General features: G+C 71.5%; 19 protein-coding genes and 2 pseudogenes. 13 read left to right on the top strand and 8 right to left on the bottom strand.

Annotated features, from left to right (window positions below; genetic code table 11):
- Window positions 1-59: 59 nt before the first annotated feature.
- Window positions 60-1967: a serine/threonine-protein kinase gene (locus OG289_RS18170; protein ID WP_327315068.1), complete on the bottom strand. Its 1908-nt coding sequence runs from the start codon at window positions 1965-1967 to the stop codon at window positions 60-62.
- A 240-nt stretch (window positions 1968-2207) separates the two neighbouring features.
- Between OG289_RS18170 and OG289_RS18175 the strand changes: the two genes are divergently transcribed.
- Complete coding sequence (locus OG289_RS18175; protein WP_327315069.1) at window positions 2208-2921, top strand: LPXTG cell wall anchor domain-containing protein; 714 nt, start codon at window positions 2208-2210, stop codon at window positions 2919-2921.
- An 89-nt stretch (window positions 2922-3010) separates the two neighbouring features.
- Here the strand turns inward: OG289_RS18175 and OG289_RS18180 are convergent, their stop codons facing one another.
- Window positions 3011-3592 carry a biotin transporter BioY gene (locus OG289_RS18180; RefSeq protein WP_327315070.1) on the bottom strand — a complete coding sequence of 194 codons (582 nt, stop codon included), beginning with the start codon at window positions 3590-3592 and terminating at the stop codon, window positions 3011-3013.
- A 465-nt stretch (window positions 3593-4057) separates the two neighbouring features.
- Here OG289_RS18180 and OG289_RS18185 point away from each other — a divergent pair, with 465 nt between their 5' ends.
- The 6 genes from OG289_RS18185 (at window position 4058) to OG289_RS18210 (ending at window position 10610) form a co-directional block, all read left to right on the top strand.
- Window positions 4058-5317, top strand: a complete 1260-nt coding sequence (locus OG289_RS18185) for an ROK family transcriptional regulator (protein WP_327315071.1) — start codon at window positions 4058-4060, stop codon at window positions 5315-5317.
- A gap of 242 nt (window positions 5318-5559) precedes the next feature.
- Window positions 5560-6627 (top strand): ABC transporter substrate-binding protein, encoded by a 1068-nt coding sequence (locus OG289_RS18190; protein WP_327315072.1) that lies wholly within the window; start codon window positions 5560-5562, stop codon window positions 6625-6627.
- A gap of 5 nt (window positions 6628-6632) precedes the next feature.
- Window positions 6633-7478, top strand: coding sequence for an ABC transporter permease (locus OG289_RS18195; RefSeq protein ID WP_327315073.1), 846 nt, complete (start codon window positions 6633-6635; stop codon window positions 7476-7478).
- Entirely contained in the window at window positions 7454-8191 is a 738-nt protein-coding gene (locus tag OG289_RS18200; RefSeq protein WP_327315074.1) for an ABC transporter ATP-binding protein, read from the top strand. The genes OG289_RS18195 and OG289_RS18200 overlap by 25 nt, the downstream gene beginning before the upstream one ends.
- Window positions 8192-8330: 139 nt before the next feature.
- On the top strand, window positions 8331-9704 hold the full coding sequence (locus OG289_RS18205; protein WP_327315075.1) for an LLM class flavin-dependent oxidoreductase: 1374 nt from the start codon (window positions 8331-8333) through the stop codon (window positions 9702-9704).
- A 12-nt stretch (window positions 9705-9716) separates the two neighbouring features.
- Window positions 9717-10610 (top strand): TauD/TfdA dioxygenase family protein, encoded by an 894-nt coding sequence (locus tag OG289_RS18210; RefSeq protein ID WP_327315076.1) that lies wholly within the window; start codon window positions 9717-9719, stop codon window positions 10608-10610.
- 87 nt (window positions 10611-10697) lie between these two features.
- Here the strand turns inward: OG289_RS18210 and OG289_RS18215 are convergent, their stop codons facing one another.
- A complete protein-coding gene (locus OG289_RS18215) occupies window positions 10698-11489 on the bottom strand; it encodes a DUF4344 domain-containing metallopeptidase (RefSeq protein ID WP_327315077.1) in 792 nt (263 codons plus the stop codon).
- Window positions 11490-11861: 372 nt separating this feature from the next.
- On the opposite strand from OG289_RS18215, the gene OG289_RS18220 reads away from it, so the two are divergent.
- From OG289_RS18220 to OG289_RS18230, 3 genes are read left to right on the top strand one after another with little or no spacing between them, the layout of a single operon-like run.
- Entirely contained in the window at window positions 11862-14063 is a 2202-nt protein-coding gene (locus OG289_RS18220) for an MMPL family transporter (RefSeq protein WP_327315078.1), read from the top strand.
- Between the two features lie 5 nt (window positions 14064-14068).
- Window positions 14069-15283, top strand: coding sequence for a sensor histidine kinase (locus OG289_RS18225; protein WP_327315079.1), 1215 nt, complete (start codon window positions 14069-14071; stop codon window positions 15281-15283).
- On the top strand, window positions 15280-15921 hold the full coding sequence (locus OG289_RS18230; protein WP_327315080.1) for a response regulator transcription factor: 642 nt from the start codon (window positions 15280-15282) through the stop codon (window positions 15919-15921). Before OG289_RS18225 ends, OG289_RS18230 begins: the two co-directional genes overlap by 4 nt.
- A 110-nt stretch (window positions 15922-16031) precedes the next feature.
- On the opposite strand, the gene OG289_RS18235 is transcribed toward OG289_RS18230, so the two are convergent.
- Window positions 16032-16676, bottom strand: coding sequence for a mycothiol-dependent nitroreductase Rv2466c family protein (locus tag OG289_RS18235; protein ID WP_327315081.1), 645 nt, complete (start codon window positions 16674-16676; stop codon window positions 16032-16034).
- A 142-nt stretch (window positions 16677-16818) separates the two neighbouring features.
- Here OG289_RS18235 and pepN point away from each other — a divergent pair, with 142 nt between their 5' ends.
- Entirely contained in the window at window positions 16819-19437 is a 2619-nt protein-coding gene (gene pepN / locus OG289_RS18240) for an aminopeptidase N (RefSeq protein WP_327315082.1), read from the top strand.
- Between the two features lie 484 nt (window positions 19438-19921).
- Window positions 19922-20980, top strand: a complete 1059-nt coding sequence (locus OG289_RS18245; RefSeq protein ID WP_327315083.1) for a hypothetical protein — start codon at window positions 19922-19924, stop codon at window positions 20978-20980.
- Between the two features lie 98 nt (window positions 20981-21078).
- Here OG289_RS18245 and OG289_RS18250 read toward each other — a convergent pair.
- Window positions 21079-21219: pseudogene (locus OG289_RS18250) on the bottom strand (MerR family transcriptional regulator); the annotation flags it as partial.
- Between the two features lie 35 nt (window positions 21220-21254).
- Here OG289_RS18250 and OG289_RS18255 point away from each other — a divergent pair.
- Window positions 21255-21667 (top strand): annotated as a pseudogene (locus OG289_RS18255) (hypothetical protein).
- On the opposite strand, the gene OG289_RS18260 reads toward OG289_RS18255, so the two are convergent.
- The 3 genes from OG289_RS18260 to OG289_RS18270 all read right to left on the bottom strand — a co-directional run bounded on the left by OG289_RS18260 (window position 21648) and on the right by OG289_RS18270 (window position 25716).
- The gene (locus OG289_RS18260) at window positions 21648-22826 is read right to left on the bottom strand and encodes a glycosyltransferase (protein ID WP_442819085.1); all 1179 of its coding nucleotides are present in this window, start codon (window positions 22824-22826) and stop codon (window positions 21648-21650) included. The pseudogene OG289_RS18255 and the gene OG289_RS18260 overlap by 20 nt on opposite strands.
- Window positions 22827-22981: 155 nt before the next feature.
- Window positions 22982-23212: a hypothetical protein gene (locus OG289_RS18265; protein ID WP_327315085.1), complete on the bottom strand. Its 231-nt coding sequence runs from the start codon at window positions 23210-23212 to the stop codon at window positions 22982-22984.
- 11 nt (window positions 23213-23223) lie between these two features.
- The gene (locus OG289_RS18270) at window positions 23224-25716 is read right to left on the bottom strand and encodes an ATP-binding protein (RefSeq protein WP_327315086.1); all 2493 of its coding nucleotides are present in this window, start codon (window positions 25714-25716) and stop codon (window positions 23224-23226) included.
- Window positions 25717-25779 lie beyond the last annotated feature (63 nt).

Below are 25779 nucleotides of genomic sequence, written 5' to 3' on the forward strand. Positions count from 1 at the left end.
ACCGCCGGTCCGGGAGGCTGCCTGAGCCAGGAATCCCCCTCGTTCACGAGGGGGAGCATTCACATCACCGTGAAACTGTCCTTGACCCTCTCGTAGGTCTTCAGGGCCGTCGTCTCGGTCTCGGGCTGGTACCAGGTGTTGATCTGGTACGACTTCCCGCTGTCGTTGAAGCCGAGGAGCCGGGCGTGCCACGGGGTGCCCTGGAGGGTGAAGGTGTACTCCCAGACGACCGCCGGCAGACCTCGGAACGTCGTCTCCTCCAGGCGGATCTTGCGGTAGTCCTGGCCCTGGTGGGCGTTGTGTTCGGAGGTCTGCCAGGCGTCCATGAGGTCACCGCGGGCCAGGGAGGACTTGGCGACGAGTTCCTGGGTGCCGTCGGGGGACGTGTAGTGCACCTCCGCGCCCGTCTTCACGTCCCGTCGCCAGTCCTTGGGCGTCGCCCACGCGAACCCACCGGCCTCCCTGTGCGCGCCCGCGGGCAGGCTCGGCGGCCTGAAGGTCCCCTCGACCGTGGGCGACGTCGAGGGGGTGGGGCCGGCGCCGACGCCTGAGCTGGTGGCGGACGCAGTGGCTGTGGCTGTGAGCGTGGCGGGGGACGGCTTGGGCGAGGAGCCGCCTGCCTGGTCGCCGCCGTCGTGCGAACCGGGGGCCGCCGCCAGCGCGATCGCGACGACCGTGCCGACGGCGACGACACCGATGGCGGCCATCACACCGGTACGGCGACTGGTGAGCAGCCCGTGGCGACCCCGGCGGCGGGTGCCCCTGCGCCGCCCGGCAGTGGACGGGACGGCCGGGCCTGGCAGTTCGCCGCCCGACGGTGTCTCCCCCCGCCGGGTCTCCGCGTCCGGGCGGCTGTACGCGTGCGGGTACGTGTGTGTGTACGTGTGCGGGGCGGGATCGGCCTGGCGGGTATGGCTTCCGTCCGGAGCCGGCCCGCGTTCGGTCAACGCCCGGGCTCGGACGAGGGAGACGCCCGACCGGGGGCGTGCGGTCACCTCATCCGGGCTCACCGCGCTCACCGGGCTCTCGGATTCCTGCGCCCCCTCCTCCTCGGAGTCCTCCCCCGTCACCGCTGCCGCCCCGCTCGGCCCCCCGGTCATCCCGCCCCCTGCCACGCCTCCCCCGTCCACCGTCAGTGTCGGGGTCGGGGGTGGGTGGGCTATGGGGTCGAGGGCCGATTCCAGATCGGTGAGGGCTGCGCGGACCGTGGGTTCCTTTTCCAGGAGGGAGGCGAGGATGTCACGCAACGGGCCCGCGTTGGCGGCGAGTTCGGGTTCCTCGTAGAGGACGGCGTGCAGGGTCGCCAGCGTGGTGTCACGGGAGAAGGGGGAGTGGCCGGCCAGGGCGGCGCAGAGCGTGGCACCCAGGGACCACACGTCGGAAGGCGGGCCCTGCGGGCGGCCGGAGATGCGCTCGGGGGCCATGTAGTCGGGGGAACCGACGAGCATGCCGACCATGGTCAACGCCTTCGCGTCCTGGATCGCGGCGATGCCGAAGTCGGTGAGGACGACGCGCCGTCCGCCGCCCCTGTCCCTGCTCCCCGTGTCCTCCACCAGCACGTTGCCCGGTTTGATGTCGCGGTGCAGGACGCCCCTCGCATGGACCTGGCGCAGTGCCGTGACCAGGCCGAGGCCGATGCGGGCGGTCTCGTGCGGCCCCAGTGGCCCTTCCTCGGCCATGATCCGCTCGAGGGAGCGGCCGGCGACCAACTCCATGACGATCCAGAGGCGTTCGCCCTCGTCCACGACGTCGTAGACGCGCACCACGTTGGGATGGTCGATGCGGGCGGTGGCCCTGGCCTCGCGCAGGGTGCGTTCGCGGCGGGTGCGGGTGTCCTCGGAGTCGAGGCCGTCGATGCGTATTTCCTTCACCGCGACCTGCCGGTCGAGCACCTCGTCGGTGGCTCGCCACACCCGCCCCATTCCCCCCTGGCCGATACTCTCGACCAGCCGATAGCGCCCCGTCACCAGTAACCCTGGAAAACCGCCACTCCCTGGATTCCCCGCTCCCCCCGCATTCCCCGAGTTCTCCGGATTCCCCGCGTTTCCCGAATTTCCCGGCAATCCGCTGCACCCCCTCGACTGCTCTCCACTGCCCGGCCCCTGAAACACAATAGTCACACTTAGTGGCGTACCAGCATAGTGCGGAGAAATCTTGTGGTACCTCTTCAAGTACTGTGAATTCAGGCGCAGCCAAGGGGGACGAACATGAGTTCTCGTCGTGCGACGACCATCGCCGGATCGCTGGTCACGGCATCTTTCTCGGCAGTGTTGATCCTTTCCTTCCCTGCCGGGGCGGACGACCAGGGCCCTGGCAGCAGCAAGGGGGGAAAGCCCGTCGACGAGGCACCTGCGGGTGTGAGGACGACGACCCTGCTGCCGGAGCGGATCTCCGTCGACAACAGTTCCGGTAAAACGGCGATCACCGCCACGGTGAAGAACGAGGGGACCAAGGACAGCGGACAGACAAGGCTTTTGGTCGTCGGGTTCGACGGGCTCACGGTCAAAAGCGTTCAGGGATGTTCCGCCATTGCGGAGAAAGATCTTCCGGAAGGATCCAACAGCGGTTTCTCCTGCCCCATCGACAATCTCGCGGCCGGGGCGTCGAAGTCGTACGCCGTCGACGCGACCTTCGATCTGAGCAAGACCGGGAAGATCTGTCTGCCCGTCCAGAGCAGCGACGGGAAGAAGACGTTCTGGCAGCAGGGCCCGGTGCCGTTCGGTACGACGAACCCGTCGCCGAACGCGCCCGCCACCCCGCTGCTCCTCGGCACCGACAACACACCCGTGGCCCCCGGCGGCGACGAGCTGCCGAAGACCGGCGTCGGACGGGATCTGCTGCCGCTCGGCGCGGCCGGAGCGACGCTGCTCGCGGCGGGTACGGCGGGCCTGTGGTGGTCCCGGCGACGTCGGGAGAGCTGACCTGGCGCGAAGGACGAGAGATGATGGCCGGTCGGCCTGACGAGTTGTCAGGCCGACCGGCCATCATCTTCGGGAACCGCTGGAGTCCGTTACCGCTTGACGAGCTTCCAGGCCGTCGGCAGCAACCCCATCGCCAGGATCGCCTTGATCGCGTCGCCGATCAGGAACGGGGTGAGGCCTGCCGCGATCGCGGCGGAGGCGGAGATGCCGGCGGCGTAGGCCAGGTACGGAACGCCGACGGCGTAGATGATGGCCTCGCCCAGCAGCATCGCGCCCGCCGTGCGCAGCATGGAGCGGTCGGCGCCTCGGCGGGCCAGGGTGCCGACGGCGGCGGACGCGAGGATCATGCCGAGGATGTAGCCGAAGGAGACGGAGAGGCCGGAGGCACCTCCGGCGAACCACGGCACGCCGGCGAGACCGGCCAGTGCGTAGACGGCGAGCGCGGAGACTCCGCGGCGGGCGCCGAGGGACGTGCCGACGAGCAGCGCGGCGAAGGTCTGGCCCGTGACCGGGACCGGGGTGCCGGGGACCGGGACCGCGATCTGGGCGGCGAGGCCGGTGAGCGCGGCGCCTCCGAGGACGAGTGCGATGTCCCGGACACGGGAGGCGGGGAGCAGGTCGGCGAGGACCTGTCCGGGGAGAGCGGGGGTGGCGGCTGCGGTGCTGCTCATGGGGACTCCGCGGGTCGGGGTGGATCGGGACACGGTGACGCTATCCCAGGGGCATGCGGCCGCTCACCGTCAGTAGTCGACAAACGGGCGTTCGGGCGCTTGGTGGGCTCCGGACAAAGCGTGGGGGTTACACGCGGTACGAGGTGACCCCGGTCACTGAGGTGGCGTGGCTCGGGATACGAAAGCGCCCTGTGCGCTCTCTGTAGGGTTTCACCAATCGAACAGCGGCCGTCTCGCCCGTCGGTCGCCATCTGGGCAGGGCTGGTCCGCTTTGCTAGCTTCGAGCCATGGTTGCCCAGGCCCAGGCCCTGAACTTCTCGTCGCGTCGCCATGTCGACCTGCGACGTGTGGGCGCGGCCGCCTGTCGCCCTCCGGTGTGAGGCGGGCGGAGCCGATCATCCGGCGCGCCGCGCTCCACAGACGGCGCAGTGTCGGACCGGCTCCCGACTTCCGAGGAAGTTCCCCATGCCCCGTACCGCGGCTCCTGCCGCCCTGGCCTCTCCCTCCTCTCCCCCTTCTCCCTCTTCGCCTTCGTTCACGTCCTCTCCCGTCACCCGGGTCGCCGACAGCGACCGGCGGCGCACCAGCGCCAGTGTGATCCTGCGGTCCGTACTGGAGCACGGGCCGGTCGCGCGCTCCACCATCGCCCGGCTGACCGGGCTGTCCCCTGCCTCCGTCACCGAGCACTGCGCCCGGCTCGCCGGGCTGGGGCTGATCCGGGAGGCGGCCGCGCCCCGGCGCAGCAACGGGGTGGGCCGTCCGCACGTTCCCGTGGATCTGGACGACTCGCGGTTCCTGGTGGGCGGGGTGCATGTGGCGGTGCCGTACACGACCGTCTCGCTGCTGGATCTGCGTGGACGGGTCGTGGCGCGGCGGGAGTTGAAGCATCGAAGTGCCGACCCGGGCGAGGTGCTGGCGCGGGCCGCCGACGGGCTCGGTGCCCTGCTGGGCGAGGCTCCCGGCTGCCGGGCTCTCGGGGTGGGGGTCGCCGTGGGCGGCTGGGTGGACCGGGATGCGGGGACCGTCGTCGAGCATCCGCTGCTGGGCTGGCGGGAGGTGCCGGTGCGGGAGGCGGTCGGTGCGCGCATCGGACTGCCGGTCCATGTGGACGGGCACGCGCGGTCGTTGGTCAACGCGGAGCGGTTGTTCGGGCGGACGCGCGGCAGCCGCAGTGTGCTGCAACTGTTCGTGGGGAACATGGTCGACGCGGCGTTCGCCACCCATGACGAGGTGCACCACGGGCCGCGTTCACAGGCGGGCGCGATCGCGCATCTGCCGTTGGCCGGCGGCACGGAGCCCTGCGACTGCGGGCGGGTCGGCTGCCTTCAAGTGGAGCTGAGCGAGCGGACGTTGTGCCGGCGGGCGCGGGAGGCGGGGGTGATCGACGGGGTGAACCCGATGCACGTCCTCGCTGCGGCGGACGCCGGGAACCCGGTCGCCGCAGGGCTGTTGCGGGAGCGGGCGCGGATGGTGGGGCGGGCGGCCGGGCTGCTGCTGGACGTGCTCAATCCGGAGCGGGTCGTCGTCGCCGAGGTGGGGGTGCTGTTCCGGGAGGACTGTCTGGCCGCGCTGCGGGAGGAGGTCGGGGCGGGGCGTTCCGCCGCTGTCTCGCGGAGCAGTTTCCCCGACTCCGTGCTCGCCGTGGCGGGCGGGGCGGTGGCGCTGGACGTGCTCTACCGGGATCCGCTGGCCTCGTCCCCGGGCGCCTCACCTGAACCGAGTTAATTCAGAAACTCCGAATATTGACAGGCCTTGCACGTGGACAGGAACATTCTTCCCATGAGCTGTCGCACCTTCTGTTGCTGACGCCCCGGCGCGCCGGGAGCGCGCCCCTTCTCCCGCCTTTCCCAGTGTGGATTCCTCGCGTGAGGTCGTTTCCTCGGGCCCTGTCGTGCCCCGAATTCCAACTGACTTCCGCCTGGCTTCACGCCTGCCTTTCGCCGCCGTTTTCCCTTGGGGGTCCTCCCATGCCCGTTTCCCGTACGTCCGGTGTCGACCGGCGCCTCTTCCTCGCCTCTCTGCTCGGCGCCGCCGCCGGTGTCGCGGGGCTCAGCGGCTGCGCCGAGAGCAGTGCCGCCACCGGCGGTGAGGGCGCCTCGGCCGCGTCGCTCGCCGACAAGGTGCCCGCCGGCACCAGCCTGAAGATCGCCTCCTACCAGAACGTCCAGCAGCTGGAGTTCAAGCTGGCGAAACTGCCCGAGCTGCCGTTCACGGTGTCGAGTTGGGTGAACATCGGGGCGGGTCCCGATGTCATCAACGCCTTCCGCTCGAAGTCCCTGGACCTCGCCAACAACGCGGGAATTCCACCGATCCAGGCGTATTACCAGGGATTCGACGCGAAGATCGTCGCGATCGACATCACGCGCAAGCCGAACTATCTCTTCGCCACCAAGCCCGGCAGCGACATCCGGAGCGTCGAGGACTTCCGGGGCAGGAAGCTGGCGTTCTCGCAGGGGCAGGCGCAGGGTGTCGTCCTGCTGCGGGCGCTGAAGAAGGCGGGCCTGAAGTACGACGACGTGAAGCTGGTCCCGCTGACCAGCAACCAGTTCTTCACCGCCCTGCAGTCGGGCCAGGTGGACATCGCCCCGCTCGCCAACCAGCAGGCCCCGGCCTATCTCAAGCAGTACGAGTCCAAGGGCGCCCGCGCCATCGCCACGGACGTGGTCGACCTGCTCAACCTGCTGTGGGCGCCGGTGTCCGTGCTGAACGACGAGGCGAAGGCGGCGGCGGTCGCCGCGTACATCCCGCGGTGGGCGCAGGGCCAGGTCTGGCAGTACGAGAACCCGGACGTCTGGAACGAGGAGTTCTACGTCAAGACCCAGAACCTGACCCTCGAGCAGGCCAAGTCGATCACCGCACTCGCCAACAAGCCGCTTTTCCCGCCGAGTTGGGGCGAGGCGATCAAGTGGGAGCAGGAGACCGCGGACCTGCTCGCGGAGGGCGGCTTCGTGAAGAAGTTCGACGTCTCCTCGCTCTTCGACCACCGCTTCGAGGGCATCGCCGCGAAGTCCGTGGCGGCCGAGTACAGGAGTTGACCGTCATGACCACGACCGTGACCGCAGTCCCCGTCGTCACCGCCGACGAAGGTCTCCGCGTCCCTCGCCGCCGTCGCCGCGGGCTGGCCCCCGGCAAACGGCTGCCCGCCGCCCGCCTCGCCGGGCCCCTGCTCCTCGTCGCCGTGTGGGCCGCCGCCTCGGCCGCCGGCCGGCTGGACACCGGGGCGGTCCCCGCGCCTTGGACGGTGGTGAAGACCGGCGTCCACCTGTGGACCGACGGGACGCTGCCCACCGACGTCCTCACCTCGCTGGAGCGCGCCGGATACGGCTTCGCGATCGGTCTGATCGCCGGAGTGGCGCTCGCGCTGGCGTCCGGGCTGACCCGGACCGGGGAGGCGCTGATCGACGGAACCGTGCAGCTCAACCGGGCGATCCCGACCCTCGGTCTCATCCCGCTGTTCATCCTCTGGCTGGGTATCGGCGAGACCTTCAAGATCGCGATCATCGCCATCGTCGTGTACATCCCGATCTACCTCAACACGCATGCCGCGCTGTCCGGCATCGACCACCGGTTCGTCGAACTCGCCGAGGTGCAGGGCCTGTCGAAGGTCCAGTTCGTCCGGCAGATCGTGATCCCGGGTGCCCTGCCCGGATTCTTCGTGGGACTCCGGCTCGGGGTGACCGGCTCCTGGCTGGGACTGGTGGTCCTGGAGCAGATCAACGCCACCAGCGGACTCGGCTACCTGATGTTCCAGGCCCAGAACTACGGCCAGTCGGACGTCATCCTCGTCGGCCTCCTCATCTACGGCGTCTTCGGCCTGATCTCCGACAGCGCGGTCCGTCTCATCGAACGGAGGGTGCTGTCGTGGCGCCGCACACTGAGCAACTGACCCGATCCCCCGCCGTCCGACTGCGCGGTCTGACCCGGTCGTTCGACGGACGGACGGTCCTCGACGGCATCGACCTCGACATCCCCGACGGACAGTTCGTGGCGCTCCTCGGGCACAGCGGGTCCGGCAAGAGCACCCTGCTGCGGGCGGTCGCCCACCTCGATCACGAGGTCGTCGGCAGCGGCCGGCTCACCGCCCCCGAGCGGGTGTCGGTCGTCTTCCAGGACTCCCGTCTGCTGCCCTGGCGGCGGGTGCTGGACAACGTACTGCTCGGGCTGGACGGCAAGGAGGCCGAGCAGAAGGGGCGTGAGGCCCTCGCCGAGGTGGGGCTGGCGGGCCGGGAGCGGGCCTGGCCCAACGAGTTGTCCGGCGGGGAGGCGCAGCGCGCCGCGCTCGCCCGCTCACTGGTCCGTGAACCCGAACTCCTTCTCGCCGACGAGCCGTTCGGGGCGCTGGACGCCCTCACCCGGATCAGGATGCACGCTCTGCTGCGCGAGCTGTGGGAGCGGCACCGGCCCTCCGTGCTGCTCGTCACCCACGACGTGGACGAGGCGATCGTGCTCGCCGACCGGGTTCTGGTCCTCGAACAGGGCCGTGTCGGGCTCGACCTGGCCATCGACCGCCCGCACCCGCGTTCGTACCGGGACCCGCTGCTCGGCGAGTACCGCCTGCGGCTGCTCGGCGCACTGGGGGTGACGGAGGACGTGAAGTGACCGTCGGCCCCCCCACTGGGGGCTGCCGCCCCCAGGCCCCCGCTTCGGCCCTGAAGGGGCCTCGTCCTCGAACTCCCCCGGCGGGGGACCCCCAGACGGGCTGGAAATGCGCACCGGCACTCGCAAGCAAAGGACATCCATGACCCGGCAACTCCACCTCAACGCCTTCCTCATGAACACCGGCCACCACGAGGCGTCCTGGCGGCTCCCGGAGAGCGACCCGTACGCGCACGTCGAGCTGGACCACTACGTCCGCCTGGCCCAGATCGCCGAACGTGGCACCTTCGACTCGCTCTTCCTCGCCGACGGCCCACAGCTGTGGAACAACATCGCCCAGCGTCCGGCCGGCGCACTGGAGCCGCTGACGCTGCTCACCGCGCTGGCTACGGCGACCGAGCACATCGGCCTGATCGCCACCGCCTCCACCTCCTACAACTCCCCGTACAACCTGGCCCGCAAGTTCGCCTCCCTCGACATCATCAGCGGCGGCCGGGCGGGCTGGAACATCGTCACCACGGCCGGGGCGGAGGCGGCCCGCAACTTCGGTCTGGACGCCGAGCCCGCGCACGCCGAGCGGTACGCCCGGGCCGCCGAGTTCCTCGACGTGGCGCTGAAGCTCTGGGACAGCTGGGAGGACGACGCGATCGTCGCCGACAAGGCGTCCGGGGTCTGGGGCGACGACGGCAAGATCCATCCGCCCCGGCACCAGGGACGGTACTTCGGCGTCGAGGGCGCCCTCAACGTCCCGCGCTCACCTCAGGGTTACCCGCTGCTGGTGCAGGCGGGCTCCTCGGAGGACGGCAAGGCGTTCGCGGCCCGGTACGCGGAGGCGGTGTTCACCGCGCAGCAGACGCTCGCCGACGCGCAGGCCTTCTACGCCGACGTCAAGTCCCGCACCCGCCAGGCAGGCCGGGACCCCGAGCACCTCAAGGTGCTGCCCGGGATCGTCCCGGTGCTCGGCTCCACCCAGGCCGAGGCGCGGGCCCACGAGCAGGTGCTGGAGGACCACATCGTGCACCGTCACGGGGTCGCCAACCTGGAAAGGCTGATGCAACTGCCTTCCGGCTCACTGGAGTTGGATGCCGAACTGCCGGCCGAGCTGCCCTCCGAGGACACCGTCGAGGGCGCCAAGAGCCGCTACACCCTCGTGGTGGAACTGGCCCGGCGCGAGCGTCTCACCGTACGGGAGCTGATCGGGCGGCTCGGCGGCGGGCGCGGGCACCTCACCTTCGCGGGCACGCCCGAGCAGGTCGCCGACAAGATCGAGACCTGGTTCACGCAGGGCGCCGCCGACGGCTTCAACATCATGCCCGCGGTCCTGCCCTCCGGCCTCGACGCCTTCGTCGACCACGTCGTCCCGCTCCTGCGCGCCCGTGGCCTGCTGCGCGCGGAGTACGACGGCCACCCCCGCACGACCCTGCGCGAGAGGTACGGCCTCCCGCGCCCCGCCAACCAGTACGTCACCGCGGCAGCCGAACAGAACGCACCCGCACCCGCACCCTCCCTCGTCTGAAAGGACACCCCCATGACCGCCATCGACATCCGCAAGGTCTCCGCGAACATCGGCGCGCACGTCTCCGGCGTCGACATCTCCCGGCCCCTCGACGAGAAGACCGTCGACGCCCTGCGCGAGGCCCTCAACGTCCACAAGGCGCTGGTCTTCGACGACGTGCGCCTCGACGACGAGGGCCAGCAGGCCTTCGCCCGTCACTTCGGCGACCTCACCACCGCCCACCCGACGGTGGCCGCCGTCGATGGCGCCCCGAACGTGCTGCCCGTCGACAGCGAGCAGGGCAGCGCCAACCACTGGCACACCGACGTGACGTTCGTCCTCAACCCGCCGCAGGCCAGCACCCTGCGCAGCCTCACGCTGCCGCCGTACGGCGGCGAGACCCTGATCGCCAGCTCGGCCGCCGCCTACCGCCAACTTCCTCAGCCGCTGCGTGCGTTGGCGGACACCCTGTGGGCGGAGCACACCAACGACTACGACTACGCGGTACCGGCGGAGGAGATCGACGAGGAACGGGCCGCCCAGCGCGCCCGGTTCACGTCCATCACGTTCCGTACCGCCCACCCCGTCGTCCGCGTGCACCCGCTGACCGGTGAACGCGGCCTGTTCATCGGCGGGTTCGCGCAGCGCATCGTGGGGCTGTCGGTCGGCGAGTCGCGCAGGATCCTCGACCTGCTCCAGTCGTACGTCGTCCGGCCGGAGAACATCCTGCGGCACCGCTGGTCGGAGAACCAGCTCGTGCTCTTCGACAACCGCATCACCCAGCACTACGCGGTGGACAACTACGACAAGCTGCCGCGCCGGCTGCACCGGGTGACCGTCGCCGGGGACGTGCCGGCCGGCATCGAGGGCAAGGAGAGCTACTCCATCGAGGGGGACGCGGCCCACTACACGCCCGTAGCGGCGTAGTGGTGTAGTGGTGTAAGCACGCTCCGCAGCCGGTCGTCCGGACGGTGGTCGGCCTCTCCGCCCGAGCGGAGAGGCCGACCAGACACCTCACTCCTCGCGGGTCAGCGCGGGTCCGAGCGCGGTCAGCCAGGTGCCACGTACGGTGGCCCACTCCCCTACGCAGCCTTTCGCGCGCCCGGCGGGAAGAGCGTCCGGGCTCACGAGGTCCCGGTGACGGCCGGGGGCGGAACCGTAGACGTAGCAGAACTCATTGACGGCACGCTCACGGTCCGGGGAATGCTCGCCCTCGCCCTCGCCCTCGTCATCGTCCTCGTGCTCGGCGTTGCCGTCGGCGTCCTCGGTCGTCGCCGCGAAGAGGCGCCACGCGTCTGCCGCAGCGCGCAACTGCCGCTCGCCGACGGCGCCCTTCCTCAGCAGCATCAAGGCCGCGAACTGGTCGGCGAAGTCCTCCTCCCGGCCCGTCACCGGCAGGTCGAGGGCGTCGATGAGGGCGTGAGCGGTCTCGTGGAAGAGGGTTTCGAGGAGCACCGCGGCGACCTCGTCGTCGGCCCGGGGGCGGCCGGCCCGCTGGAAGAGGTCCCGGGTTTCGGACACCTCGTCGTAGCAGATCTCCGTGCGGCGGGCCTCGGGATCGTAGGACGACCCGGCGCCGTCGCAGGACAGGACGACGAGAGGGATCGCCCGGTCCACCGTGACGAGGTCGGCGACGGCCGCGGCGGCCTCCTCCACCAGCTTCCGCTCCCGCAGGAAGGCGGCGGCCTCCCGGTCGGAGCGCGTGGGCTCCTCGTACCGGGCCGCGACGACCGCGTCCTGAGTGTCGGGAGGCGCCGACGCCCCGGTGTTCTGGCAGGCGGTTCCGCAGACGACAAGCAGCGTCACCGCTGCCGCCATCCCCACTCTCGCTCGCATAGTTCCCCAACGCTCACGTATGTCCTCAGCACCAGGACGTGACGACGATCAGCACGTCTTCCCCCAGATTTCGTCCGGGGGGACCCCCATCTGGCCGACACCGGCCACGAGGAGCAGCACCGGGCGCGGGCTTCCACCTGCGCGTCCGCGCCGCCCCTCCACGATGCGAAGGTCCCGTGCCGGACACCGTGTCCGGCACAGGATCACTCGGCTGATCAGAGATGCTGCCGCACCGTCCTCCCGGGGGCTACCCCCCCTCCTCCGGGTCCACCGATCGGTGGACGGGAAGTTCAACCGGGTGCCTCTGTCCGGCAACTGCCCTGGCCAGCAAGGCTTTTGGGTATGAAATCACTCACTGTGCGCATGGCGCGTTCCAGCGCGCGGCACCCCTGGCGGGCGATCGTCGGCTGGCAGGTGTTCGTGGCGCTGTGCCTGGCGGTCGGCGGTGTCGTCGGGATGAACAGCGCGAGGACGGCCGACTACCGGGTCGGCGAGGCCGGCCGGGCGGAGGCCATGGCGGCCGAGGGACAGCTGGAACGCAGGTCCACGGAGCAGGTGCTCGTCTCCGCGCGGTCCGGCGCCCTCGACGCGTCCGCCGCCGGGGCCGCCGTCCGCGATCTCACCGCCCGTATGGAACGGCTGCCCGAGGTCGCTGAGGTCGCCGCGCCGGTCCGCTCCGCCGACGGGCGGATCCTCATGGTCGAGGTGGCCCTGAAGGGCGAGGAGCGGGACGCCAAGGACAAGGTCGACGCGCTCACCGCGCAGACCGGGGCCGTCCAGAAGGCCCACCCACAGCTGCTGCTCCAGGAGACCGGAAGCCCCTCCATCAGCAAGGGAGTCGACGAGCAGCGCGGTGACGATCTCGCGCTCTCCGAGAAGATCACCCTGCCGGTCACGCTGCTGACGCTGCTGATCGTGTTCGGCTCGCTCACCATGGCCGCCGTGCCGCTGCTGCTCGCGCTGTCGTCGATCGCGGCGGCCGTCGGGCTGTCGATGGTGGCCTCGCACCTCTCCCCCGACACCGGGGTCGGCACGAACGTCATCCTGATGATCGGTCTCGCCGTCGGCGTCGACTACACGCTCTTCTATCTGAAGCGGGAGCGAGAGGAACGGGCCCGCAGCGGGGGGCGGTTGAGCTCCGAGGCGCTGGTGGAGCTGGCGGCTGCCACCTCGGGGCGGGCGGTGGTGGTCTCCGGGTTCGCGGTCGTCGCCTCGACGGCCACGCTGTATCTGGCCTCGGACGTCATCTTCTCCTCGCTCGCCACCGGCACCGTCGTGGTCGTCCTGGTCGCGATGGCCGGCTCCCTGACGGCGCTGCCCGCGCTGCTGACCCTGCTGGGGAGGCGGTCGGAGCGCAGGACCGCGCGCCGGGCACAGCGGGGCAAGCCCGCGCGGCGGACCCGCGGCGAGAGCGGCGGCCGGGTCTGGACGGCACTCCTGCGTCCCGCCGCCCGGCACCCCCTCGCCACCCTCTGCCTCTCCGTCCTCGCCCTGCTCGCGCTCGTCGTCCCGCTGGCCGGACTGCACATCACGGAGATGAGCCGGGACACGCACTCCCGCGAGATCCCCGCGATGCGGGTGTACGACCGGCTCAACGAGGCGTTCCCCGAGCAGCGGGTCACCCACCAGGTCGTCGTGCGCGCCGACGCCACGCAGGCCGGCGAGGTCACCCGGGCCCTGGACAAGCTGGCCCGACTCGCGGACGCCGACCCCCTGTTCACCGGCTCGCACCGGCTGCGCACCTCCGCAGACCACCGGATCAGCACCCTCGAACTGCGCGTGCCGCACCTGGGCGACTCCGACCAGGCCTACGACTCCCTCGACCACCTGCGCCACGACTACCTGCCCGCCACCCTCGGCCGGATCGGCGGCGCCGAGTACGGCGTGAGCGGTGACGTCGCCCGGTACACCGACTATCCGGCCCACCAGAACGGCAAACTCCCGCTCGTCCTGGGGGCGTTGTTGCTGGTGACCTTCCTGATGACGCTGTACGCGTTCCGCTCCGTCACCCTCGGTCTGATCGGCGTGGTGCTGAACCTGCTGTCGGCGGCGGCAGCGCTCGGGCTGCTGGTGCTCGTGTTCCAGCACACGTGGGCCGAGGGGCTGCTGGACTTCCACTCCACCGGCTCGATCGGGTCGCGGGTGCCGCTGTTCCTGTTCGTGATCCTCTTCGGGCTCTCCATGGACTACCAGGTGTTCGTGGTCAGCAGGATCAGGGAGGCCGTGCCGGCCGGGACCCCGACCCGGCAGGCGGTGCTCGACGGGGTCCGCAGGTCGGCGAGCGTGGTGACCAGCGCGGCGGTCGTGATGACGACGGTGTTCGTGAGCTTCGTCTTCCTGCACATCATCGAGTTGAAGCAGATCGGGTTCGTGCTCGCGGCGGCCGTCCTGCTGGACGCCTTCGTCGTGCGCATCCTGATCCTGCCGTCGGCGATGCTGCTGCTGGGCGAGCGGAGCTGGTGGCCGTCGCGGCCGCCGGTCCCGGTGACAGCGGCTCCGCAGACCCAGGTGCCGCCCGACCGGCCGGTGGCCGACGTACGTTGATCGGCATGACCACTCTCGCCGGGCCCTCCGCCGACACCTTCTGGGCCACCTCGCTGCGCCGCTGGAACGCGGTGTGCTGGGTGCTGTTCGCCGCGATGGCCGTCGGGATCGCGGCGATGGGCCGACCCGACGGGGGCATGTACGAGGCGCTGGCGCTGCTGGGCTGCGTGGTGCTCGGCTACGCGCTCCTGGACCGTTTGCCGGACAATCCCGTCGTACGGCCGCACGGCTACCTCACGGTGCTGGTGCTCGCGCTCGGCGGGCTGGCGTATCTGCGCACCAGCTACGCGGCGCTGTTCATGGTGACGCTGCCGCACTACTGGATGTTCGGGCGGACCCCGAGGATCTCCATGGGGTTCCTCGGGCTCGCCACCGCCTCGACGCTGCTGGGGAGTTGGCTCCAGGAAGGCTGGACGGCGGAGTTCCTCGGCGAGACGGCCGTGTCCACCCTCATCGTCGTCGCGGTGGGGGTGCTGATCGGGCTGTGGGCTCACTCGGTGGTCGAGCAGAGCACCGAACGGGCCCGGCTGATCGAGGAGTTGGAGCAGACGCAGGCCCAGCTGTCCGAGGCGCACCAGCGGCAGGGCGCGGCGGACGAGCGGGAGCGGCTGGCGCGGGAGATCCATGACACCCTCGCGCAGGGCTTCGCGTCGATCGTCGTGCTCGCGGAGGCGGCCCGGGCCGGGATGGCGGCCGATCCCGCGCGCAGCGCCCAGCAGTTGCGGTCGATCGAGTCGACGGCCCGGGAAAACCTCGCGGAGGCACGGGAGTTGGTCGGCTCGGACGGGCGGCCCGGCACGGTGGCGGCGGGCTCCGTTGCCGTGACCCTGCGGCGGATCCTGGACCGTTTCGTCGAGGACACCGGGCTCACCGTGGACGCCGACCTCGCCGACCTCGACTGCGACCAGCAGACCCGGATCGCGCTGCTGCGCTGCACCCAGGAGTCCCTGGCCAACGTGCGCAAACACGCCCGGGCCTCCACGGTCGGCGTGGTGCTGGTCCGGCGGCCGTACGCGGTGGAGCTGGAGATCACCGACGACGGCGCCGGGTTCGTGGTGGAGGAGTCGCGGGGCTTCGGACTGGACGGGATGCGCAAGCGGATGGCGGAACTGGGCGGACGGCTGACGGTGACCAGCTCGGTCGGGGACGGGACGAGGGTCCTGGCGATGATCCCGGCGACGATTGCGCAGGAGACACCGGAAGAAGAGGGGTCGGCATGAACGAGGGAACGACGCTGCGGGTCGTCGTGGTCGACGACCACACCGTCATGCGGGCCGGGGTGGTGGCCCTGCTGGCCGGGGAGGACGGCATCGAGATCGTCGGCGAGGCGGGCGACGGCCGCGCCGCCCTCGACCTCGTCGAACGGCACGACCCCGACGTGGCCCTCGTCGACCTGCGGATGCCGGTCCTCGACGGGGTCACGACGACGACCGAGATCGTCGCACGGCACCCGCGCACCCGGGTACTGATCCTGACGACGTACGACACGGACGCGGACATCGAGCGCGGGGTGGAGGCCGGCGCCATCGGCTATCTGCTCAAGGACACCACGCGCGAGCAGCTCGTCGACGCGATCCGGGCGGCGGCACGCGGTGAGACGGTGCTCGCGCCCCGGGTGGCGGAGAAGCTGGTCGCCCGGATGCGGCGCCCGGTGCAGGAGGGGCTGACCGCCCGGGAGACGGACGTCCTCGGCGCGGTCGCCGACGGGCTGACCAACGCCGAGATCGGCCGGCGCCTCGTCATCTCCGAGGCCACCGTCAAGACGCATCTGCTGCGCCTGTTCGCCAAGCTCGACGTCAACGACCGGACCCGGGCGGTGGTGGTGGCCATGGAGCGGGGGCTGTTGCGCCGGCCGTGACGCCTGTCTCAGGGCGCGCGGCTCAGGGCTTGCGGCCCGTCGATCTCCGTCATGGGGAACATCGTGCCCCCGCGGGTACGGTTCGCGGGGGCCTTACGGTGCAGGAGTGGTTACAGGTTGCTGAAGTCCGGGCCCTTGGTGCGGGTGCGCTTGATCTCGTAGAAGCCGGGGACCGAGGCGACGGCGAGGGTGCCGTCCCACAGGCGGGCGGCCTCCTCGCCCTTGGGGGCGGGGGTGACGACCGGGCCGAAGAAGGCGATCTGCTCGCCGTCGGGGCCGGGCACGGCGATGACCGGGGTGCCGACGTCCTGGCCGACCTTCTCGATGCCCTCCTTGTGGGAGGCGCGCAGCTCGGCGTCGAACTCGAAGTCCTTCTGCTCGGCGTAGTCGATCAGGTCGGCGGGCAGGCCGACGTCGGCGAGCGCGCCGGCGATGGCCGACAGGGTGGGGCCCTCGCCCTCGTTGTGGATGCGGGTGCCGAGCGCGGTGTAGAGCGGGCCGAGGATGTCGGCGCCGTGCTTCTGCCAGGCGGCGGTGACCACGCGCACCGGCTGCCAGGCCTTGACCTCGAGCATCTCGCGGTACTCCTCGGGCAGCTCGTCGAGCTTGTTCTCGTTGAGGACGGCGAGGCTCATGATGTGCCAGCGCACCTCGATGTCACGGACCTTCTCCACTTCCAGGACCCAGCGGGAGGTCATCCAGGCCCAGGGGCACAGCGGATCGAACCAGAAGTCGACGGGGGTCTTCTCGGACATGTCTCTCCTCAAGAGGTCCTCAAGAGATCGGGCTTCCCAACGACAACGCCGCCGTCCGTGCCGCACATTCCCTGCTGCCCGACGTCAGGGGCGCGTGGCAGGATCGCTCCTGACCACAAGACCCACTGAGGGAGTACCGCCCGTGCCCGGTGAGAACCTGTCCCGCGACGAGGCCCGCGAGCGGGCCGCCCTGCTGTCCGTCGACGGGTACGACGTGTCCCTCGACGTGCGTTCGGCGGTCGGCGACGGGGACGACGGCGGCGGGGGCGGGGCCGACGAGCCTCGCACCTTCCGGTCGGTCACCACGATCCGCTTCCGCTGCAACGAGCCCGGCGCGTCGAGTTTCGCGGACCTGATCGCTCCGAGTGTGACGTCCGTCTCCCTCAACGGCCGGGATCTCGACCCCGGCGAGGTCTTCGACGGCGTGCGGATCCTCCTGGAGGACCTGGCCGCGGAGAACGAACTGGTCGTCGACGCGCGGTGCGCCTACTCCCGTACCGGCGAGGGACTGCACCGCTTCGTCGACCCGGAGGACGGCGAGGTGTACCTGTACACCCAGTACGAGCCGGCCGACTCGCGCCGGGTCTTCGCGGGCTTCGAGCAGCCCGACCTCAAGGCACCGTTCCGGTTCGAGGTGCGCGCGCCCGAGGAGTGGGTGGTGTGGAGCAACGGCGTCGGCGAGCGGACGGACGGGGTGTGGCGGTTCGCGGAGACGAAGCCGATCTCGACGTACATCACGTGCGTGGTCGCGGGTCCCTACCACTACGTCACGGACTCCTACACCCGTGACCTCGGTGACGGTACGACGCTGGAGATCCCCCTCGGTGCGATGTGCCGCAAGGGGCTGGCCCCCTACTTCGAGGCCGAGGACGTCTTCCTCGTCACCAAGCAGGGCCTGGACTTCTTCCACGACCACTTCGACTACCCGTACCCCTTCGGGAAGTACGACCAGGCGTTCGTCCCCGAGTACAACCTCGGCGCGATGGAGAACCCGGGGCTGGTGACCTTCCGGGAGGAGTACATCTTCCGGGGCAAGGTGACGCGGGCGTCGTACGAGGCGCGGGCGAACGTGATCCTGCACGAGATGGCGCACATGTGGTTCGGCGACCTGGTCACCATGGAGTGGTGGGACGACCTGTGGCTGAAGGAGTCCTTCGCGGACTTCATGGGCGCGTTCGCCCTCGTCGGCGCGACCCGCTTCACCGACGGCTGGATCACCTTCGCCAACCGCCGCAAGGCCTGGGCGTACCGGGCCGACCAGCTCCCCTCCACGCACCCGGTCACGGCCGACATCCGCGACCTCCAGGATGCCAAGCTCAACTTCGACGGCATCACCTACGCCAAGGGCGCGTCCGTCCTGAAGCAGCTGGTGGCGTACGTCGGGCAGGACGCGTTCCTGGAAGGCGCCCGCCGCTACTTCAAGCGGCACGCGTACGGCAACACACGCCTCGGCGACCTGCTGTCGGTGCTCGGCGAGACCAGCGGCCGGGACATGGGCACCTGGGCGCGGTCCTGGCTCCAGACGGCGGGTGTGAACTCGCTGACCCCGCAGGTGCTGCTGGACCCGCAGGGCCGGGTGAGCGAGCTGGCGGTGGTCCAGGAGGCTGCGGAGTCGCACCCGGAGCTGCGCCCGCACCGGGTGGCGATCGGCCTGTACCGGCGCGAGGGCGACCGTCTCGTGCGGTACGCGCGCGCCGAGACGGACGTCGACGGGCCCCGTACGGTCGTGACGGAGCTGGTCGGCGAGGAGGCCCCGGAGCTGGTGCTGGTCAACGACGACGACCTGACGTACTGCAAGATCCGGTTCGACGAGACCTCGCTGGCCACGCTGCGGGAGCACCTGGGCTCGATGACCGACCCGCTGGCCCGCGCCCTGTGCTGGTCGGCGCTGTGGAACCTGACCCGGGACGCGCTGCTGCCCGCGCAGGACTTCGTCGACCTGGTGCTGCGGTTCGCGGGGCGCGAGTCCGACATCGGGGTGCTGCAGATGCTGCACGCGTGGGCGGACTCGGCGCTGGTGCACTACGCGGCGCCGGAGTGGCGGCCGCGCGGCGGCGCACTGCTCTCCGAGGGCGCCGAGCGCGAGCTGTACCGGGCCGAGCCGGGCAGCGAGCACCAGTTGGCGTGGGCGCGCTTCTACGCGGGGACGGCCGAGGACCCGGGCGACTTCGAGCTGCTCCAGGGCCTGTTGGACGGCGCGGCGGAGATCGACGGCCTGGAGGTGGACCAGGAGCTGCGCTGGGTGTTCCTGGAGCCGCTGGTCGCGCACGGGTTCGCCGACGAGAAGGCGCTGGCGGCCGAACTGGCCCGTGACGACACGGCGTCCGGCAAGCGGCACCAGGTCCGCTGCCTCGCGGCCCGCCCCTCCGCGGCGGTCAAGGCGCAGGCGTGGGCCCAGCTGGTGGAGTCGGACTCGCTGTCCAACGCGCTGGTGGAGGCGACGATCGCCGGATTCGACCAGCCCTCGCAGCGGGAGCTGCTCGCGCCGTACACGGAGAAGTACTTCGCGTCGATCGACCGCATCTGGTCGGAGCGCTCGATCCAGATCGCGATGAACGTCGTCAAGGGCCTGTTCCCGTCGCTCCAGGACTCCCCCGGGACGCTGGAGGCGACGGACGCGTGGCTGACGGCGCACGAGTCGGCGGCCCCGGCGCTGCGGCGGCTGGTGCTGGAGGCGCAGGACGATCTGGCGCGGTCGCTGCGGGCGCAGGCGTGCGCCGCGGAGGCCGGGACCGGGACTGAAGCCGAGGCCGGGGACTGAAGCCGAGGCCGGGGCTGAGACCGGGGGCCGGGACTGAGGCCGGGGTCGGGGCCGGGGTCGGGGCCGGGGCTGAGGCCGGAACTGAGGCGGGGCCGGGGTCGGGGCCGGGGTCGGGGCCGGGGCCGGGGCCGGGGCCGGGGCCGGGGCTGAGGCTGAGGCCGGAACTGAGGCGGGGCCGGGGCTGAGGCCGGGGCCGGGGCCGGGGCTGAGGCCGGAACTGAGGCGGGGCCGGGGCTGAGGCCGGGGCCGGGGCTGAGGCCGGGGTCGGGGCCGGCTGAAATCCTTGGCCATGAATTCCGCCGATGGTCACCGTTACGGAATTCAGGCAATCACACCCGTAACCCCTGGCTCCCCCATGCGGGACCAGGGGTTTCGGCACCCAATCGGCATCCGAACACCCGTCCTTTAGGACGAGCTTGTCCGGATTTGCCGACAGGCGTGTAACAGCGGTTAAGAGGCCGACCGGCCGCGGAATCCCCGTTGCATGAACCCCAACACCCCGCTCCCCCAGGTCCCCTCGGCGTCCCCCCGCCCCGTCCGCCGACTGTCGGACGTACAGCGCCGCGTCGCGACGGCGGCCCGGCTCCGCTCGCAGGGCGTCGCACCCGCCGAGGCGGACGAGCAGTGCCGTCCCGGCGGCCCCTGGCAACTGCTCCTCCCCGGCGTGTACCTGCTCCACCCGGGCCCGCCGACCAGCGAGGAGCAGCTGCACGCGGTGCTGATGTACGCGGGCCGCGAGGAGTCGGCGCCCGCGGTGCCCGCCCAGCCGGGCGCCCGGGAACCGCACCGGCCGGTGTACCAGGGGGCGATGATCACGGGCCTGGCGGCCCTGAACCTGCACGGCCTGTCGTCGGCTCCGCCGCTGCTGTCCCTGGAGCACATCGACGTCCTGGTCCCGCGCCGGCGCCGGCTGCGCTCGACGGGCTGCGCGCACCTCATCCGCACCCCCGTCCTGCCGGCTCCCGACCAGGCCACGGGAGTCCCGGTGGCGCCGGTGCCGCGCGCGCTGGCCGACGCGGTGGCACAGCTGACGGACGCGGGGGCGGTACGGCGGCTGCTGTCGGAGGCGGTACGCGGCGGCCACTGCGAACCGACGGCGGTCGTAAGGGAGTTGAACGACGCGAAGCTGCTGAGCCGGCCGCACGTGGTGGACGCGGTGGACTCGCTGCTCGCGGAGGGCCGCGTGATCGCGGAAAACCGCCTGTACACGATGGTGCGCAAGCACGGCCTCCCCGACCCGGTGTGGAACGTGGACCTCCGCCTGCCGGGCGGCCTCCACCTGGGCGGCCTGGACGCGTACTGGCCGGAGCAGGCGGTGGCGGTGGAGCTGGACACGCGGGCGCCGCGGCAGGACGAGGACGCGCTGTGGTCGGAGTACGCGCGCAAGCGCGAGCACCTGGAGCGACTCGGCATCACGGTCGTGTACATCACGCCGAAGAAGCTGAGGGACTCGCCGGAACAGCAGGCCGTGGTGGTCCGCACGGCCCTGATGGCATCGGGCGACAGGGACCCGGCCGCGTATGTCGTGGTGCTGCCCCGGTAGTGACGGATCGGGGCGGGCCCAGGAGGGGAGAGGAGGGGCCGCCGGGGCCGGACCCTGCGGCCCCTCCTCATGTCGTCATGGTGTTCCGTGCCGCTGCACGCCCTTCGCAAGGGGCACCCCGTGCCGACCCGGTCGGTGAGTTCGGTGCGCAGTGCGGCGAGTTCGGCCATGCGGGCGTCGATGATCCGGATCTTCTCCTCGAACAGCGCCGAGAGGGCGTCCGCCGTGTCGGGGCCTCGCGCAGTTCCGGGCGAGCGCCTGGTACGACCTCGTCGTGGCGGCCGGCTTCGCGACGCCGTGGACGTACGCGCTGGTGCACGACCGGTTGCCGTCGTGGGGCCGGGCGTGGGGGCTGGGGGTTTTCCCCGAAGCCGACCCCGCGCAGGTCCTGTACGCGAACCTGATGGGGTCGGTGGTCGTCGCCCGGGCCTTCCGCGCGTCGTCCGGCCACTGCCGGTGCACGGGATCTTCGACGGGGGCGCGCGTGCCCCGTTCACGGCGTGGCAGGCGTACGCACTGGCTCAGGGGGCGCCACGGTTCCTGTGGGTGTCCCTGGGCGTCGAGGCGGCGTTCGGGGTGGTGCAGTTGGTGCAGTTGGTGCAGTTGGTGCAGTTGGTGCAGTCGGTGCCGTGGGCACGGAGAACCGGCGGAGGCGGGCTCGACCCCGTCAGTCTTCCCCAGAGGTGACACTCAGGGCGGTGCCCGCGTAGACGCGGTCGATCAGGGCCGCGTAGGACGCGATCATCCTCGTCCGGCTGAAGCGTTCGCGGCTCGCGGCGAGGGCCGGGGCGAAGGCGGAACGGTTCGCCACCGCCTCGGTCCAGGCCGCCGCGATCACGTCCGGGTCCGGCGGGGTCACGATGCCGTGGCCCGCGACGATCACCGCGCTGTCGCCGACGTCCGTGGCCACCGGGACGGCCCCGCACATCATGCCCTCGACGAGGCACAGGGGGGCCGCCTCGCCCCAGGAGGAGGTGAGCGCAACCACGTCGGCGGCCGCGTAGACCGCCTCCATGTCGTGGCGTACGCCGAGGAGATGCAGGCCGACGCGGTCCCGCGCGCCGAACGCCGCCGCGATGTCCGCGGCCAGCCCCGGGTTCGCCGCCGTCATGCCCGCCCCGCACATCAGGACGTGCCCCTCCGGCACGGCGTCCAGCCAGGCCCTGGCCGCCGCCAGGAGCAGGGGGACGTTCTTCATGCCGTCGTAGCGGGCCGCGAAGACGACAACCGGGGCGGCGGCCGGGATGTCCAGGGACGTGCGGACCGCGAGGCGTCGGGGCGCGTCCGGGCGGAAGCGGATCAGGTCGACGCCGTTCGGGATCACGTGGAGCAGGCCGGACGGAACGCCGGCCGCCTCGTACGCGGCCCGGGTCGACTCCGCACAGCACACGGCCGCCGCCACCGTGCCGTCGGCGATCGCGGCCTTGAGGTCGCCGAGGGCGCGGCCCTGGTTCTCGGGGTCGGAGCGGTGCAGACAGACCACGACCGGGCGGCGCGGCAGGCCCGCCTGGCGGAGGAGGGCGAGAGGCTGTTCCTTGAGGGAGAGGATGACGTCCGCGTCGGCCGTCGCCCGAGCGGTATCGGCCAGCTCCGGGCCACTGAAGACGGCCGGATCCGTACCACCGGATCCGAACGTACGACCGAGGGACGTGACGCCCACCTCGGCCGCCGTCAGCTTCCGGTAGCAGGCGTCGTCCTCCATCCGCTGGCGGGTGGCCTCGCGGTGCACCTCGCCGTGGACACTCAGCACCCGGTGGTGCTGGCCGCCTTCGCGCAGTCCCAGCACCACATCGCTGTGCACGATCCGGGCCCCTCCGGAGAAGAACCCCTCGTAGACCGAGAGCACCCGCAGTCCGTTTCCCCTGCGCACACGATCACCCGCCTTGCACCGATATCAAGCCATCCCCCGTGAAGTGCGGGTTAGCCGATATGAGGCGGTACGGACGTTTCGTACAGATGAACGCGGCGTCACATGTCCGCGCATGCTGTGTGACACGCAGGTCACTCGTCGGCCGGGGACGGGGCGTCGTCCTCGTTGACGTACAGGTTGCCGTTCTGGACGGAGAAGGAGGTGCCGTGTTCCTTTGCCGTGTTCGTCTGCGTAGGGCCGGCGGGCTGTGGTTCTCCGGCCGCCTCGACCTTGTTGCCGTTGCCGGCCACGACGACACCGGAGGCGTTGCCGCCGATGTGGACGGTGTTCTTGGTGGGGTGCTTGGGGTGCTTGCGGGGCATGGGCCTGGCTCCTAGGACTCGCGGGTGAGCGTGAAGGAAGTGCAGGTGGTGCACGACACCGTGTCGTCGACGCCCGACGTCATCTGGGTGGTGACTTCGGCGGTGTCACCGTCCGGGTCGAGGGTGATCGTCATCAGTGCCTCGCCGAGGACGGCCGGATCGCAGCTGTCGTCCGCTTCGTCGTACAGCGGTTGCGTGCTGGTGTAGGTGTCGCCGCTGCCGGTGAACTCCATGGTCTCGGTGCCGCCGCAGGGTTTCTCGCTCGTCACCGTGTAGCTGCCGTATCCGGACTCGACGAACTCGAGCGTCCCTCCCTCGCTCGAGGACCAGATCCCCGCGAGGCCGGTCTCCGCGGATTCCGTCACCTCCGGTTCCGTCTCCTCGAGACCGGTGTCCGACGAGTCGTCCGTGTACGGCGGATCAGTGTTGTACAGGTCCGTGTCGAACAGTGGCGTCTGGACGACCGAGCTTCCCGTGGTCGGCTCGTTCGCGTTCTGGTTCCGGTTCTGGTCCACGGCCACCGCACCGATGACGATCGCGGCGACCACCGCGATCACCTTGAGGGCCGCGGCCGCCCCGGCCGTCCCGACGGTTCCCGCCGTCCCCGCCGTCCCTGCCGTCCCTGCCGTCCCTGCCGTCCCCGCGGACGTGGCCCCCGCTGCCGACGAATGGGCGACGGCGCCGGTCTCCCCCACGCCGGGCGGCGGCGTCGCGAGCGCGTGGTGGGCGGTCGTCACCGGGTCGGCATGGACCGTGGTCCCGTGCGTGGCCGCACTGTGCGCGGACGTCGGATCCGGAACCGACCCCGACGAACCCGCGCTGTGGGCGGACGTCGGATCGGCGCCCGGTCCCGATCCAGATCCCGGTCCGGACCCCGGTCCCGACGAAGCCGCGCTGTGCCCAGCCGACGGGTCCGGAGCCGTCGAGCCGCTCACTCCCTGTCCGGCGCCGCCGTCCGTGTGCGGTGAGCCGAGTGCTGTTCCGCCGTCGGGAGGCGCGGGCTGGGGCTGGGGCGGCACGTACTGCTGGGCCGCCGTCGCGGCGTTCGCGCCGTGCAGGTCCCCCAGCTGGCGCCACAGAACCGCCGCTTCCGCCAGCAGCACTCCCGCCAGGACCCGGTTGCCCGTCAGGAAGTTGCGTACGCCGCGCTCGTGCGTGAAGTACGCCGCCGCCTGGCGGTCGCCCGCGCGCTGGGCCGCGGGCAGGCCCTGGTCGAGGAGGCGGCCCCAGACGCCGAAGCGGAGGGACCGGGCGAGGGCGGGTGAGGCGGCGCGTACGACCTGGACGGCGAGGTCCGGCCGGTCCGCGTGCTCGGCGAGCTCGGCGACCATTTCCAGGGCCTTAGCGTGGTCGGCGACCTGGGCCGGGGTCGTCGTCGGCCGCGTCATCCACTCGGTGAAGTGCCGGCACAGGCGCTCCACCTCCGCGACGGACGGCTCCAGGCCGGCGCCGACGCGCTCCCGCAGCGCCGGGACGACGTCCGTCACGACGCGGTAGCCCCGCTCCGTTTCCTGGGCGAGGCCGAGGCCGGCCAGGTCCGCGCACAGGGCCGTCGGATCCGCGGCCTCGCTCAGGGCGCCGATGTGCACCGGGTCCAGTTCGGCGTCGCCGAGGGTCGCCAGGAGGCGCAGGGCGCGCGTCGACGGGCCGTCGAGCCGGTCGAAGAGCAGGGGGAGCAGTTCCGCCACCGCGCCGGGCCGGGGCAGCGCCCCCTCGCCCGACGGGTCCAGGCGGGTGAGCGCCGCCGCGCGCAGCAGGAGCAGCGGCCGGCCGGACGCGGTCTCCCACAGGGCCTCGGCGGTGCCCTGCTCGTCCGCCGCCGCCACCGGACGGCCCAGCTCGCGGGCCAGCAACTCCATCGCGGCGGCCCGGTCGATCCCCTGGAGCGGCAGCGGTACCCCGTCGCCCAGCAGCGACCGGTCGCGGCCGGCGAAGACGAAGGTCGCGTGCGGGGCCGCGTCCATGAGAGTGCGCAGCTGCTCCGCGGTGTACTCGGCGTTGTCGACGTACACCGTCATCTCGATGCCGGTCATGAGGCGGCGCAGCTCGGGGCGCGACGGGGCGTAGCCGTGGGCGTCGTAGCAGGCTTCGAACATGTCCTGGGCGACGTCCTCGGGCTCCCGTCCCGTGGCGTCGAGGAACAGCACTCCGGCCGGTCCCGCGGCGAGGGTGTGGGCCGCGTGGCGCAGGAGCGCGCTCTTGCCGACTCCGGGCGGCCCCCACAACTGCACCGCCCCGCCGCGGGGGTCGGCCAGGGCTTCGGCAAGTGCCGCGAGTTCCGTCTCCCGGCCCAGCGGGGTGCCCGGTTTCCGGGGCAGCAGCGTGACCTGGTCGCGGCGTACGGGTTCGGGCCGCTCGCCCTCGAGAAGCACGGTCAGTGTCGACCCGTACTGCGGGCCGACCACCACGTTGTAATTGCCCGCGATCACGGGCGCGTTGGCGTCCCCGCCGACGTCGGCCCGGTTCACGGTGTTCCCACCGTCGCCTTCGTCCGTGCTCGCCATGGCCACCCGCCCTCGTGTTCGTACCCGGTCCGTCCAGGCGGTCACGTTAGCCACGGGCGCTCA

The sequence above is a fragment of the Streptomyces sp. NBC_01235 genome (assembly GCF_035989285.1).
Lineage (GTDB): Bacteria > Actinomycetota > Actinomycetes > Streptomycetales > Streptomycetaceae > Streptomyces.

Coding starts and splice junctions, on each gene's coding strand:
- OG289_RS18175 (WP_327315069.1), top strand. CDS start 2,208: ATGAGTTCTCGTCGTGCGACGACCATCGCCGGATCGCTGGTCACGGCA.
- OG289_RS18180 (WP_327315070.1), bottom strand. CDS start 3,592: ATGAGCAGCACCGCAGCCGCCACCCCCGCTCTCCCCGGACAGGTCCTC.
- OG289_RS18185 (WP_327315071.1), top strand. CDS start 4,058: ATGCCCCGTACCGCGGCTCCTGCCGCCCTGGCCTCTCCCTCCTCTCCC.
- OG289_RS18190 (WP_327315072.1), top strand. CDS start 5,560: ATGCCCGTTTCCCGTACGTCCGGTGTCGACCGGCGCCTCTTCCTCGCC.
- OG289_RS18195 (WP_327315073.1), top strand. CDS start 6,633: ATGACCACGACCGTGACCGCAGTCCCCGTCGTCACCGCCGACGAAGGT.
- OG289_RS18205 (WP_327315075.1), top strand. CDS start 8,331: ATGACCCGGCAACTCCACCTCAACGCCTTCCTCATGAACACCGGCCAC.
- OG289_RS18210 (WP_327315076.1), top strand. CDS start 9,717: ATGACCGCCATCGACATCCGCAAGGTCTCCGCGAACATCGGCGCGCAC.
- OG289_RS18220 (WP_327315078.1), top strand. CDS start 11,862: ATGAAATCACTCACTGTGCGCATGGCGCGTTCCAGCGCGCGGCACCCC.
- OG289_RS18225 (WP_327315079.1), top strand. CDS start 14,069: ATGACCACTCTCGCCGGGCCCTCCGCCGACACCTTCTGGGCCACCTCG.
- OG289_RS18230 (WP_327315080.1), top strand. CDS start 15,280: ATGAACGAGGGAACGACGCTGCGGGTCGTCGTGGTCGACGACCACACC.
- OG289_RS18235 (WP_327315081.1), bottom strand. CDS start 16,676: ATGTCCGAGAAGACCCCCGTCGACTTCTGGTTCGATCCGCTGTGCCCC.
- OG289_RS18245 (WP_327315083.1), top strand. CDS start 19,922: ATGAACCCCAACACCCCGCTCCCCCAGGTCCCCTCGGCGTCCCCCCGC.
- OG289_RS18265 (WP_327315085.1), bottom strand. CDS start 23,212: ATGCCCCGCAAGCACCCCAAGCACCCCACCAAGAACACCGTCCACATC.
- OG289_RS18270 (WP_327315086.1), bottom strand. CDS start 25,716: ATGGCGAGCACGGACGAAGGCGACGGTGGGAACACCGTGAACCGGGCC.